The organism is Pseudobacillus sp. FSL P4-0506, from assembly GCF_038003025.1.
Taxonomy (GTDB): Bacteria; Bacillota; Bacilli; order Bacillales; family Domibacillaceae; genus Pseudobacillus.
In genome coordinates this window covers 2,487,094-2,499,427 of record NZ_JBBOOI010000001.1, presented here as the reverse complement: position 1 = coordinate 2,499,427, position 12,334 = coordinate 2,487,094, and the positions used below count along the sequence as shown (strand labels likewise).

At 36.2% G+C, this 12,334-nt stretch carries 14 protein-coding genes and 1 pseudogene; 8 read left to right on the top strand and 7 right to left on the bottom strand.

The annotated features are described in order from the left end of the window. Positions 1 to 142: 142 nt before the first annotated feature. From MKZ02_RS12530 to MKZ02_RS12520, 3 genes are all read right to left on the bottom strand, one after another. The gene (locus tag MKZ02_RS12530; RefSeq protein ID WP_340853814.1) at positions 143 to 382 is read right to left on the bottom strand and encodes a hypothetical protein; all 240 of its coding nucleotides are present in this window, start codon (positions 380 to 382) and stop codon (positions 143 to 145) included. Positions 383 to 550: 168 nt separating this feature from the next. After that, positions 551 to 742, bottom strand: a complete 192-nt coding sequence (locus MKZ02_RS12525) for a hypothetical protein (protein WP_340853812.1) — start codon at positions 740 to 742, stop codon at positions 551 to 553. Between the two features lie 79 nt (positions 743 to 821). Continuing rightward, positions 822 to 1,043, bottom strand: a complete 222-nt coding sequence (locus MKZ02_RS12520; protein ID WP_340853810.1) for a hypothetical protein — start codon at positions 1,041 to 1,043, stop codon at positions 822 to 824. A 1,549-nt stretch (positions 1,044 to 2,592) separates the two neighbouring features. Between MKZ02_RS12520 and MKZ02_RS12510 the strand changes: the two genes are divergently transcribed. Together MKZ02_RS12510 and MKZ02_RS12505 are read left to right on the top strand one after the other, a co-directional pair. After that, a complete protein-coding gene (locus MKZ02_RS12510; RefSeq protein ID WP_340853808.1) occupies positions 2,593 to 2,814 on the top strand; it encodes a hypothetical protein in 222 nt (73 codons plus the stop codon). A 574-nt stretch (positions 2,815 to 3,388) separates the two neighbouring features. Beyond that, a complete protein-coding gene (locus MKZ02_RS12505; protein WP_340853806.1) occupies positions 3,389 to 3,718 on the top strand; it encodes an antibiotic biosynthesis monooxygenase family protein in 330 nt (109 codons plus the stop codon). A 410-nt stretch (positions 3,719 to 4,128) separates the two neighbouring features. Here the strand turns inward: MKZ02_RS12505 and MKZ02_RS12500 are convergent, their stop codons facing one another. After that, positions 4,129 to 4,278: a YqaI family protein gene (locus MKZ02_RS12500; protein WP_340853804.1), complete on the bottom strand. Its 150-nt coding sequence runs from the start codon at positions 4,276 to 4,278 to the stop codon at positions 4,129 to 4,131. A 100-nt stretch (positions 4,279 to 4,378) separates the two neighbouring features. Further along, the gene (locus MKZ02_RS12495) at positions 4,379 to 4,540 is read right to left on the bottom strand and encodes a hypothetical protein (RefSeq protein ID WP_340853802.1); all 162 of its coding nucleotides are present in this window, start codon (positions 4,538 to 4,540) and stop codon (positions 4,379 to 4,381) included. A 596-nt stretch (positions 4,541 to 5,136) separates the two neighbouring features. Here MKZ02_RS12495 and MKZ02_RS12490 point away from each other — a divergent pair. Beyond that, positions 5,137 to 5,826: an aspartate/glutamate racemase family protein gene (locus MKZ02_RS12490; RefSeq protein WP_340853801.1), complete on the top strand. Its 690-nt coding sequence runs from the start codon at positions 5,137 to 5,139 to the stop codon at positions 5,824 to 5,826. 444 nt (positions 5,827 to 6,270) lie between these two features. Here the strand turns inward: MKZ02_RS12490 and MKZ02_RS12485 are convergent, their stop codons facing one another. After that, positions 6,271 to 6,525 carry an Hsp20/alpha crystallin family protein gene (locus tag MKZ02_RS12485; RefSeq protein WP_340856390.1) on the bottom strand — a complete coding sequence of 85 codons (255 nt, stop codon included), beginning with the start codon at positions 6,523 to 6,525 and terminating at the stop codon, positions 6,271 to 6,273. Positions 6,526 to 6,732: 207 nt separating this feature from the next. Continuing rightward, positions 6,733 to 6,996: a hypothetical protein gene (locus MKZ02_RS12480; RefSeq protein WP_340853800.1), complete on the bottom strand. Its 264-nt coding sequence runs from the start codon at positions 6,994 to 6,996 to the stop codon at positions 6,733 to 6,735. 767 nt (positions 6,997 to 7,763) lie between these two features. Here MKZ02_RS12480 and MKZ02_RS12475 point away from each other — a divergent pair. From MKZ02_RS12475 to MKZ02_RS12460, 5 genes and pseudogenes are all read left to right on the top strand, one after another. Next, positions 7,764 to 8,840, top strand: coding sequence for a DUF1611 domain-containing protein (locus tag MKZ02_RS12475; protein WP_340853799.1), 1,077 nt, complete (start codon positions 7,764 to 7,766; stop codon positions 8,838 to 8,840). Then, on the top strand, positions 8,840 to 9,991 hold the full coding sequence (locus MKZ02_RS12470; protein WP_340853798.1) for an alanine/ornithine racemase family PLP-dependent enzyme: 1,152 nt from the start codon (positions 8,840 to 8,842) through the stop codon (positions 9,989 to 9,991). Before MKZ02_RS12475 ends, MKZ02_RS12470 begins: the two co-directional genes overlap by 1 nt. Before the next feature lie 494 nt (positions 9,992 to 10,485). Further along, positions 10,486 to 10,695: pseudogene (locus tag MKZ02_RS24010) on the top strand (ImmA/IrrE family metallo-endopeptidase); the annotation flags it as partial. A 247-nt stretch (positions 10,696 to 10,942) separates the two neighbouring features. Next, positions 10,943 to 11,401 (top strand): hypothetical protein, encoded by a 459-nt coding sequence (locus MKZ02_RS12465; protein WP_340853797.1) that lies wholly within the window; start codon positions 10,943 to 10,945, stop codon positions 11,399 to 11,401. Positions 11,402 to 11,420: 19 nt separating this feature from the next. Further along, the gene (locus tag MKZ02_RS12460) at positions 11,421 to 11,768 is read left to right on the top strand and encodes a tyrosine-type recombinase/integrase (RefSeq protein ID WP_340853796.1); all 348 of its coding nucleotides are present in this window, start codon (positions 11,421 to 11,423) and stop codon (positions 11,766 to 11,768) included. Positions 11,769 to 12,334 lie beyond the last annotated feature (566 nt).

Below are 12,334 nucleotides of genomic sequence, written 5' to 3'. Positions count from 1 at the left end.
TACATAATATACTACTAGACTTTATTAAAAGAACGACTTCCACACTCTGTTTAAATTACAACCGTGTCGGAGCTTTCACTTAACTGAAAAATAAAAAATGCCATCGAAAAGTGACGCCTTGTATAAAGTTCTTCTGTAACATTCAAACAGTAGCCTTAATTTTATACTTCTTCACAAAATCCAAATTAACGCTACCATTTTCTACTACGTAAAATCCTTTCGCTTTTTCAAGCTCATCTTTCAGTTCCTTTTCAGAATTCCTCTCCGCCTCAAGCGTGATAACCTGATTATTGATTAAATGAAAGTCAATTGAATATTTTTTTATTCTCCCCCCTCTATCTACATAGTTCGATAGAAGGAAGTTTTTACCTACAGTATTCATTCGACAAATACCAACAATAGAAAAATTTCCTTAAGGTGCCTCTAACTGAGTATTTCTTATAGAACACGTAGAGTGTGGGAAGAAAAAGATTATCTATCCCTGTTATTCAACAGTGTTTTTATTTTGCATACAGAACAAGCACCTCAAAGAAGATGCTCTGTTTAAAACTTATCTCGCCTTTTTATCATCCATCTTTTTAATCAAGGATGTAAACTCTTTTAAATATTCATCAGTGGTAACTAGCCCTTTATGGGCCAGGACATTAACCAATGCCACTACACTTGCTGAATGAACCTCATCACCATTTAAGTGTTTAATACCTGTTTTTTCATAAGCACTATTCAAGTCTTTTTCTTGCAAGTTACCAACCACCTTCTATATTTAACTTTTATCGAGTAGTCACCTCAAATAAAAACAGCTAAAGAATAGCTGCCACTGTTTATTCCTGTTCATATTCTTTTATATACTTCATTCCTTCCGCGGTTAACTCCGGACCTTTGCTACCATTATTTGTGGCATCAATTTGAACTAGATCGCTCTTTTTAATATGGTCTATTTCGGCTTCAAATTGCTCCTCATTCATAGAAAAGTCATTCTGATGAGGTTTTTTCCCGTTCTGAATTGCTTTTAGGACTTTGTACATAAACTGGTCTCTTTCCATATGGCCTCCTCTGTGTTAGCTCTCTAGAGATTTAGTTGATTGGTTGCCTGCTAACTTGCTTATAAGTTCCCTGTGCATACTTGGAGTAAACACTCTAGTTATACAAAAACTATCTTTCTTTATTACTCTTAAGAGCCTCTTAAACGAGAATAATCTTTTTATAGGGTCTACCATATGAGGAATGTTTTACCGCTCCGTTCCTGCCTCCCATTCTAACAAGCCGAATGATGCTCTTGCAAAACCGTATCCTTTGGAACATCCGGAACATATTCTGCAAATTGCTCTATAATTTTCTCTCTCAACCGTCTGATATATTACTTTATGCATAATAAGCACAAAGATTCTGGCAAACATGAAAATAAAGACCATAAACATGAATGCAATGGATGTATTTGTGATCAATTAAGAAAGTTATAAACACAGACAGAAGTAGACGTTTTTTTATCTAGTGGCCAAGTATTAGAAGACGTAGTATTTATTAACTTTGATCGGGATAACTGCTGTGCCTTCTTTTCAGATCCTGAAACAGAACCAGGCTCAACCCTTATTGTAGACTGCCAAAGAATTGATGCGATTCGTATCGAAGCAGACTAATGAATTTCAACTGTCAAGTTTAAAGTAGTGGTTGGAAAAGGCTGGGAGCTTTCCTGGCTTTTTTATTTTCTTCTTTCCAATTCTTTCTGAACTTAATCCAGTATGTAATATTGTTTCTTCCCGTACTCTTCAACTGGACCACTTACCGTCAACATGATAGTTGTATATCTTTAAGCGTTTTTTGCCAATAAGCACAATCCCTCTGCGAAAGACTTTTGCTTTTCACTTTTATTAAAGGTCCCCAGTAGATTCCGCCTTCTTTTTTCAATGAAATGCTACTTAGTATATAAGACTTATTTTTCTAAACAAGTACAAGTTTCCAGTAAAGTCTGATATAATCTCTCTTGTTGACAAATTTCTTCAATATACTACAAATGATCTTCATAATTATAATAGTTACTAGAAAGGAGAACTTATTGTGCTTCCAATAGAACTTATTTGTCATGAACTCAAACGTTTAACAGACGACTATTATAAATGTGAAAATTCCACTATAAAAAACCTTATATATTCTGATATCAAACTTTTAAGCAAAGCTCTGTTTCTTAGTGACCAGTCGGATATATAAACAGCTTAAGAATCTATCTCTTTGAATACACACTACTGACAGACCCCAACTTACTCTATTAAATGAACTTGGCCTTAGATAAGCCGGGAGCTTTCCTGGCTTTTTTATTCTCTCCCCATCTTCTCTAGATCACTCTAATAATGCGCTAAGTGCTGCTATGTTTTTTAAATTAATTGTGCCCACATTTGACATCATCCTCTTTTGCTAAACTTCCCTTCTTTTTTACAAAATGTTACATATAAGTAAAATTTATTGTCACATCTTCCATATACAAAGAATAAAATGTAAACTATAATTGTAAACAATAGAGGTAAAAGGAATTTATTACAATTTAATTCAGGCATAGAGATCCACGTCCTTTACCACAAATAAAGGGAGGTAATGATCGTGTCTTTAGAACATACAAAAAACATGTTAAAAACAATGATGTTTTATAGTAGCAGTCAAATTACTCACAGTGTTTCCAAAAACCAAAAACCGCTACTCTCTATAAGCTACAAAAAAGAAAGCAATATTTTTGAAATAACTTATTTAGAAACAGCTGCTGTTGAAACTTACAGTGATATTGAATCAACCGCTCTGGCAATAGAAGAAGCCACAAATAACTAATTTTAAAACATACTCCATAGGGTCAAAGTGGTTTCTATTTCCATATTGAACTAAATCACCACTTTTCACCTCTTTTCAAAGCTACCTAGATTATATTTCTAAAACTCTGTATATTCTCTCTCTGGATTCTCACCGGCAACATGAGAGCCAATCCGCCTCTCTGCATCTTTTGCTAAGTGAAGCAGCCCCCTCGGTCCGAAGACTCTTAATCTGCGATTCCATTAAAATGCTCACTTCTTCCTCTCAACACCTATTATTTTTCAGCAGCTTTTTCTTTTGTTTTTTTGAAAATCAATATTATTAAGGTTATAAATAACCCACCAACGATCGTTAAAGGAAAGAGCAAAGTATTGATAAAATGCTGATAAATCCATGTATCAAAAAGCATAAGTTTCACCTCAATCATTTGCTATTTCTTGTAGTATGAACACTAAGAGCTATCCTTATGAAAAAGTGAATCACATACACTGCTTTATTTCGCTCCTTCCACGGCTTGTGCATTAATATCAGTATTTAATTCCTAAAGTCTTGTGGTAACATTTTTAGTACAAAAAACAATTTAGGAGGCAATTTTATGTCATTTGCAAATACTCCCGCCCCGCCGTATTACGCTGTTATTTTTACTTCTCAACGAACCGAAACAGACGCTAAAGGATATGACAGTACAGCTCACTTAATGGTTAAGCTTGCTTCTAAACAGGACGGGTTTTTAGGCTTAGAAAGTTCAAGAGATCAGAATGGGTTAGGTATAACCGTTTCCTACTGGGAGTCATTAGAAGCCATCAATCGATGGAAGGAGCACATTTCACATCAAAAAGCTCAAGAAAAAGGGAAAAAAGATTGGTACTCCGCATACATAACTCGTATTTGCAAAGTAGAACGCGACTATTCCCTTTCCGAATAATAATACTTCTGAGGCTTCCATTATATGAAGCCTTTTTATTGCATATTTTGTGTCTATTATGACTCTGAGACGTGTTTATTCTGCTTACTGTTATCAATATATATCCTTAATAAGCTCCCCTCCTCCTCTCACCTTCTTTTTCCTCCTCACATAAGCCCGATACTCTTCTGTCGGCAAAAACCCTTCATGATCGAGACTATATTGTAAGCAAACTCAAGGATTGAAGTGACTCTCTAAACAAATATCCATTCCAATCCGCTCCTCTTGATTCAGTTTTCAAAGTCCGTTACAATAGAAACAATCCTATATTTTCTAAACATCTGACTCGCTCTGCCAAGCGAGTCTTTTTCATTCCGCTGTTTTAAAGGTTGCCCCAAGGTGCTCAATTAAATAATCCTCCAAATTCTTTTCTAGATCACTTCCCCATTGATTTCAATAATGTCATCCCCTACTAAGATTTCATCACCGAAAGCATCCATACCAACATGTTCTGGCTGACTCATCATGTTTGCATAACCTGTTTCCATCGTACGAGTAATTACTGGATGTTCGATGTTCATTGGATTCGCCTTCCTTTTTACTAATAATGTGAATATTCCCTCAAAAAGTAAAATATGTTATAATATTCTTATTCGCCCATATGGCGGTGAGCAACTCCAACTAGCTTGCCGCTTTTCCTTTTGAGGCGAAATAACGTTTTTTAGCTTCAAACTCTACTGATAAAAGTAAAATTGGCTTATCCCCCATTTCCTTACAAAGCTTTCTTCCTTCAGAAACCTTCATTAAACGACTTGCTGATAAAGTGAAACACATTTTTGTCATCCCCCCTATAGGAAGCTGGTTATCCAAAATCTAAGAAGTAGCCGCTTCAAATAAATCGAAAACCAAAAAGTTTGATGAAATCAGCTTGTATGCTCAAGATTACAACGCTAGCGACAGTGAGCGTACAGAGTTTGAGAATTACATCGTTAATGAATATAAAACTGGTAAGTATCTATCAGACATAGAAAATGACGAGTATATGCTAACTAACATCTTTAAAGCTGAGGTTGCCGATGCTTACTATGATCACCGAGGACAGGCAGTACACCGATCGCCCTCTTCGCTTTTGATTTTTGGCAGAATACAAAGTATACATACAGAGGCATTGATATTGTGAATAGCCATGAGGTTAAAACCAATGAGGAACAGATGAATAAGTCTTTGGCGAAGATGTATTGAATAAAACAGAAACTCCCACTGAAGAAATTGGAGTGGTGTACAGAGATAATACAGTTGTTTAATTTACAATAAAGTCATTTAAAAACGTCAGTCATGCTATTCAACAATCAGGCCATTTTGTTGAATAAAAAAAGGAGTTGTTTGTAGGTTAATCGAAGCTAATCATGAAGATAAAAAAGGATAATGGAGAGGATAAAATGAAGGTTATTGGTCTTATTGGCGGAATGAGTTGGGAATCTTCTGTTGAATATTATCGGATTATCAATGAAGAAGTTAAAAGAAGGTTAGGGGGATTACATTCAGCGAAATGTCTTTTATATAGTGTTGATTTTCATGAGATTGAACGTTACCAATCAGAAGGCGCCTGGGAGATGGCCGGTGAAATGTTAGGTAATGCTGCGCGTTCTTTGGAAAAGGGAGGAGCTGACTTTATTGTCATTTGTACTAATACGATGCACAAAGTTATAGGTGACATCCAGTCAAAAGTTAATGTCCCACTTTTGCATATCGCAGATGCAACAGCAGCTCAAATTAAAGAGAAAGGAATTAATTCTGTTGGGTTACTAGGCACAAGGTACACAATGGAGCAGGATTTTTATAAATCACGCTTGGAGTTTAACGGTATACAAGTTATTGTGCCAAATGACAATGAAAGAGAGATTGTAAACAAGATTATTTACGAAGAGTTATGTTTGGGTAAGATTCATCATGAATCAAGGAATTATTATAAAAAAGTTATCCAAGGTTTAATCGAATCTGGCGCTAAAGGGATTATATTAGGCTGTACAGAAATTGGGTTATTGGTAAAGCCGGAGGATTCTGTTGTTCCTCTATTTGACACAACCTACATACATGCTTTTGAAGCTGTAAATATGTCCTTAAAATAAGGTTATGAACTTTTTAAAGATTTTTTAATTCTTCCGCAAACGGGCGCGATTGTGGAAGAAAACTTAGATTTTTAAACGACTTTATTGTTATATTTTTTAGTGTAATGAAGTATCCTATATCAAAAATTAAATAACATATTTTTAACCCCGTCCTAAATTTAGAACGGGGTTATGCTTGTTTGATCTTTTAAAATAAATAACTTTATTGTCATTTTACAAGTGGGAGTTTTGCTTTATTTGCCTGATATCCCTCCCAGCGCAAACAGATGGAGGTTTTTTCAAATTACTCTTATGATTATGGATCATTTTAATAGGTTTATTGGGTTGAAGCCCCTGTTAGTAAAGCAAGGAAGTTGAAATAATTCGCCTAGCCGTTAACCATACATAAACAGAAACTAAAAATAAACAACCGGGCATGACCGCCCGGTTGCACATCATCCTGTATTAATTAAATTCAACATCGATTCTTTTTTTATCCTGGCTTGGATCATTTAATTTAGGCATACAAATTTCCAATATTCCATTCTTATATGTGGCTTTCATATCTTCTTTTACAGAAACCCGTGCCGGCAAACTAATGGAACGCTGGAATCGGCCGGTAAAACGCTCTTGTGTGTACAAGTGTTCACTCTTAATTTCCTGTGACGTGTTATTGGTTCCACTGATTGAAAGCAGAGTGCCTTCCGAATCTAAGGTAATATTTTCTGGCCGTGTTGGCGAGTGAACGTAATGGTTCGGACGGAATTATGGACATAGATAATCTCCTCCTATGAATTGTCATATAAACGAGATTTTCTATTAAAGAATTGCATTCAGTTTAAAACTAGTTTGACTCAGCCATAAGAGTATAGTCATGAATAAAACTAGGATCATGTTCTGTATTTTGCTACTTACCGTCATAAATAGTCAAGCAACAGGGGGTTTTTGGATTCCTTCAGGTTGAAATCTTTTCAATTCACGGCGAAGTAAGCGTTTGATCTTTCGCTTTCTGTGAACAGCTTTTTTCCCATGTGAAATCCCTCCTTTAAAATTGGAAACATTATTCCCCATTGTAGTAAGAGACATATTCTTCTTCGGCAAAGTAGCAATCGTAGAGGCCAGATTCTTCAGTAACTTCTTGACATAATGAACAGTAAAGGTCGGCTGGCCAGAAATGAATTGGTCTTCCACACTTGGTGCAACTACCTTTCAGTATTACGTCCCCTCCTTTACAGTTATAGCTATAATTTTTACAATTTTTTTATACCAAAATTCAAAAGTGATTTCAATTACGATAAAAACTCAATATTCACCTTATTTTTTTATTTGTACGGATTTTTATTATTCTACTTGTACTTTTCTTGATTTTTCACATCATTTCTCTCATTTTTATTATATTTACTACTTGTCCTAAACTTCCCTTCTTGCATTAAACTGCCCTGTTAATTTAAGAAGAAAATCATAAAAATAGGACCTTCAATCGTACTTGATTATAATTTTTCAATAAGGATAGGATAACACACTGACTCTCCCCTTTGCTTTTGACTTTTGGTAGAACACAAAGTATACAGGCATTGATGATGTAATCAAAGCGAACGAGGAACAGTTGGATAAGGATTTGGCGAAGATGTATTGAGTAAACAAAACTCCCGCTGAAGATGCTTAAATTCAATGGTTTTTAATTTTTGTCTACCTCCTATTGTTCTTCTAACAAATTCTTAGTGATCAGAAAACGTAGAAAAGCAGATTACTTCCTTTTCCAATTAAGTGTAATTATAATTATTTATGATGCTTCCCTAATAAATACTTAACTTTCTGTCATCCTGTCAATCCAATATAACCTCTTTCCATGAACAGCTATGTTTTTAGTACTTGACTGTATCGTCACTTTACTATTTAAAGCGTTAGGTGTTCTTTTTACTATTGCACAAATTTCATATATAAATGGAGGGATCACAGTGCAAAAACGAGCCATTATTTATTGTGAAAATCAATTTGGTACTATGGATGGTAAAACGGCGAATGGGTTGATACGGGAGCCTGGCAATTATAAGATAACCGCCATTATTGATAGCAGCAAACATGGACAGGATGCCGGACTATTCCTAGATAATCAGTTTAATGGAATCCCGATATGCAAAGACTTAGAGGAAGCAATTTTTTGTTCTAAACAAAAGCTGAATGATTTCATTCTTGGCATCGCACCGGCTGATGCCTTCTTAAAATTGGCTGAAAAAGAAGTCATTATCCAAGCGATGAAATTCGGAATGGATATTATTAACCCTCTTCAAGAATTTTTAACCGATGACGAGGAAATGATGAGCTACGCTAAACAATACGGTGTAAAAATTCATGATATCCGCAAACCGAGACCGAAGAAAGAGTGGACCCTCTTTACCGGCGAGATATTAAACATAACTACCCCAATCATTACTATACTCGGTACAGATGGAGCATGTGGTAAGCGTACAACTGCGAAGATTATTGAAAAAGAGCTTAACGACAGAGGATATAAGACGGCGTTTATTGCAACTGGGCAAACTGGCTTAATTCAAGGGGCAGAGTATGGGTTTGCTATGGATGCTTTTCCGATGCAGTATTTGATTGGTGAACTGGAGCGGGAAATACTGCGAGCCAATCGAGTCGAGCAGCCCGATATTATTATAGTTGAGGGACAAGGTGCATTAAGTCATCCGGCATACGCAAGCTCGTGTGCTATTTTAAAAGGAGCCAGACCGCAAGCTGTTATTTTACAGCATCCATCAAAAAGAAAAGTGTTGGGAGACTTCCCTTTTATAGAAATGCCAAATGTGGAAGATGAAATCAATCTAATTGAACATTACGGAAATACAAAAGTAATTGCGATCACGCTTAATCATGAAGATATGACCGATCAGGAGGTCGTACAAGCAATCAGTGAGTATGAAAAAACCTATCATCTTCCTGTTGCAGATGTGTTAAAAACAGGCTCTGAGAAAGTCATTCAATCAATCATCGATTTCTTCCCTTCCTTGAAGAAGGCAGTTGTATCCTAATGGTTCTGTCTCCACGAGTGGAAATAAACCTCGAAAAAATACGCCATAACGCAAGGACTTTAAGAGATCTATATGGAAGGAAAGGAATCGAAATTACAGGGGTAGTGAAAGGTGTAGCAGCAGACTTCAAAGTAGCCAATACTTTAATTGAAAGTGGAATCGCTAGTCTTGCAGATTCCAAAATAACCAATATCGAGAAGCTGAAAAAAGCTAATCTAAAAGCATCCTTGCTGTTATTACGCTCCCCCGCAATGAGTGAAGTTGAAAAAGTAGTGACATATGCGGATATCAGCGTAAATACGGAGCTGGATGTTATTCGGGCTTTATCGGAAGAAGCTATTAGGCAAAAGAAAAAACACAAAATTATTATCATGGTTGAAATGGGAGACTTAAGAGAAGGTATTTTGTTAAAAGATGTCCCCCACCTGCTCCGTGAAGTCCTGAAATACCCTGGCATTGAAATTGCTGGGATTGGTACGAACTTTGCGTGCTTTGCAGGAGTAATGCCAACCGAACAAAAAATGAGGGAATTCTCCCACTTCGTTACAAACATACAGAAGACATTTTCTCTTGACCTTTCCTACATTTCTGGAGGGAACTCCGCCAATCACAATTGGCTAATAAACACAAAAAACGTTGGTGCTGTTAATAACATTAGGCTTGGAGAATCTATTTTTTTAGGCCGGGAAACAGCAGATAATGATATTATTCCTTCTTTATACCAAGATGCTTTTTACTTCATTGCAGAAGTGATTGAATCGAAAATTAAACCGTCTGTTCCATTTGGAAATGTTGGAAGAAATGCATTTGGAGAATCTGTTTCCTTTGAAAACCGTGGCAATATGAGAAGAGCAATTGTCGGAGCTGGAAGGCAAGATGTGCTAGTTTCGGGACTCGTCCCCGTTCAACCATTTGAAATAATAGGATCAAGCAGCGACCACATCATCATTGACACAAAAAACACTGCTCTGAAACCGGGAGATGAAGTAAGATTTTCTCTTAATTATGGGGCAATGCTTTCTTCTATGACATCTCCTTATGTGTACAAAACATATATCAATTCACTATCTAAAATTAGACAAAAAGAATTTCATAAAAAGCAGTTTCTATTTAATAAACCTGTGCAAAAAAGCTCTTATTTAAGTAGCTAATATTTATGACAGGGACTAGAATGAAAAAGACACTCCTTAAATCATCACTTGGGAGTGTCTTTTTTGTATGTTATATATTAACACGAAAAGCATCCAGCATTTTCTTACAATCCTTGAAACTATTTCCACCAAGATGAGGTTTATTGTAAACTCCCAGAGAACATATGTTTGCAATGTAATGTCAAGGTGAAGTCAATGGCCTATTCTACAAGATTGGAGGATTACATTTTTTCTTTGTATCAATCCATTCACATTTACAAACCTGAACAACTAAGGATTGAACTTGTTGCAAGTAGACTAGGTGTAGATGTGGGATACATAAACGGTGGCAGTAAAACTTTTCATATGCCTAAACACCCTCTCATCCTTATCAATCGGCACTTAAAGAAGCCCAGTGGCAAGATTTTAGCCACGAATTAGGGCATTTATTGCGACAATGCGGCAACCAAATGTGCCTCCCTCTTCCCTTTATCGAATTATAAGAGTGGCAGGCTAATAACTTTGCTCTACACTTTTGTATTCCTACTTTTATGATGGAACAATTAGAGTTCCCTTGGCGGAAACAAGAAGTAATTTACCTACTGACACGAACTTTTACGGTTGAATTTTCTTTTGCTGCTCACCGTCTAGAAAGATGGATGCACCAAAAAGAAAGTTTGTATTTTTGGCAGGCTATGGCCGAAGCTCAAGAACACTATTTGTAGCCGTACCCCAATTGAACAATACATAACCGAGCTAAATGAATGATGGATTTAAAAGGAGTGAAAGGAAATGGCAAGTATTTAAAAACGTGGAGAAAATTCATTTCTATTAGTTGTTGAAGCAGGTTATGATACAAAAGGCAAACATAAAAAGAAAACAAAAACAGTTCGTGTTGACCCAGGTCTCTTAAAAACAAAGAAAAAGTTAAATGACTATTTACAAGCAGAATTATATAAATTTAAAACCGAAGTGGAAGCTGGAGAGTATATTGCTCCAGAGAAAATAAAACTTGGCGAGTTCATTAAAGAATGGCGAGAAAAATATGCAGAGAGAAATCTTAGTGACAAAATTCTCTATAAGCAATGGCAATTGATTGAGAATCATATCTCTCCTCACCTTTCTCATCCACGTCTTGATCAAATCAAACCTATTCATATTCTAAATCACTTTGATTACTTATCTCAGGAGGGTGCTAGAAAAGATGCGAAACCTGGTAAACTATCTGATGCAACCTTATATGAAATCGACAAAGTATTAAGAAGTATTTTTAACCGTGCAGGGGAATGGCAGCTTATTAAAGCTAGCTCTCTGAGGAATATTAAACGACCAAAAGTGCAGAAAAAAGAAATGAATTACTTGGATGAACAAGAGGCTCGAAAAGTAATACAAGCTCTCAACGAGATGAATCCAACAAGGAACAAAGACTGAAGCAAAGCAAGATATTTCTATGCCTCGTTGGTATATGGGCGAACTGAAAGACTATTACCGAGAGTGGAGAAAAGAAAAGCTTGCTCTTGGCGATCAATGGCAAGGCGGAGATCGCCAATTTATTTTCCATTGTGGATTAGGTATTCCCTATTATCCGGCTAGAGCTACAATTAACTGGATCAAGTTCCGGGATACACACGGTCTTAACATTCGGCTGCATGATTTGCGACACACAATGGTCACCCTCTTGACTGAGGAAGGAGTTAACTCGAAAGCCATTCAACAACGTGCTGGTCATAGCAGTTCTAAAATCACTTCTGATGTCTATGGTCACATCACTAAAAAAGTATTGGAAGCAACCGCTTAGAAGTTTGAAAAATTCTACCCAAAGAATTTCGTCACCAACTGGCTTTTCTTAAAAAATGACAAAGCCACAAAACGTTTATACATCAAGGTTTATTAGGCATACAAAAACGGGGCGAAAGTGATTTTATCTCCCCGCCCCGAAGGATACACTATTCAAGTTAATTCTTATTAACACTCTAGGAATACGATTGTGTCAAGATTTTTAATCTTCCCATTATGATTAATTCGAGTCAAAAAAGAAGATTTTTGATGAATTTGGTCCCTAATTGGTCACCATGGTGACCGTGAAAAGAGGTGGCTTTATTCTTTATTTCCTCTTTGCTGATGGTACTATCTCAAATGTTTCCTCTAATTGATGCGCTGCCATTTCTACTAATGATCCGTCTTCTAATACAAGAAAAAGCATGGCTCCTTCTATTGGCTCCGAATGTCTCAGAAAGAGCCCTGTCTTTCTGCATCGAAGATTTACATTGTTTTCACACCTGAACTTATCCAACTCTTTAAAGCCTTTAATACTATTCAATGACAATAATATCCTTCCCTTCACATGATATATAGAACTTTTTA

Excerpts from the sequence above, each read along its gene's own strand:
- MKZ02_RS12530 (WP_340853814.1), bottom strand. The coding sequence starts at position 382 with ATGAATACTGTAGGTAAAAACTTCCTTCTATCGAACTATGTAGATAGA.
- MKZ02_RS12520 (WP_340853810.1), bottom strand. The coding sequence starts at position 1,043 with ATGGAAAGAGACCAGTTTATGTACAAAGTCCTAAAAGCAATTCAGAAC.
- MKZ02_RS12505 (WP_340853806.1), top strand. The coding sequence starts at position 3,389 with ATGTCATTTGCAAATACTCCCGCCCCGCCGTATTACGCTGTTATTTTT.
- MKZ02_RS12500 (WP_340853804.1), bottom strand. The coding sequence starts at position 4,278 with ATGAACATCGAACATCCAGTAATTACTCGTACGATGGAAACAGGTTAT.
- MKZ02_RS12495 (WP_340853802.1), bottom strand. The coding sequence starts at position 4,540 with ATGACAAAAATGTGTTTCACTTTATCAGCAAGTCGTTTAATGAAGGTT.
- MKZ02_RS12490 (WP_340853801.1), top strand. The coding sequence starts at position 5,137 with ATGAAGGTTATTGGTCTTATTGGCGGAATGAGTTGGGAATCTTCTGTT.
- MKZ02_RS12470 (WP_340853798.1), top strand. The coding sequence starts at position 8,840 with ATGGTTCTGTCTCCACGAGTGGAAATAAACCTCGAAAAAATACGCCAT.
- MKZ02_RS12460 (WP_340853796.1), top strand. The coding sequence starts at position 11,421 with ATGCCTCGTTGGTATATGGGCGAACTGAAAGACTATTACCGAGAGTGG.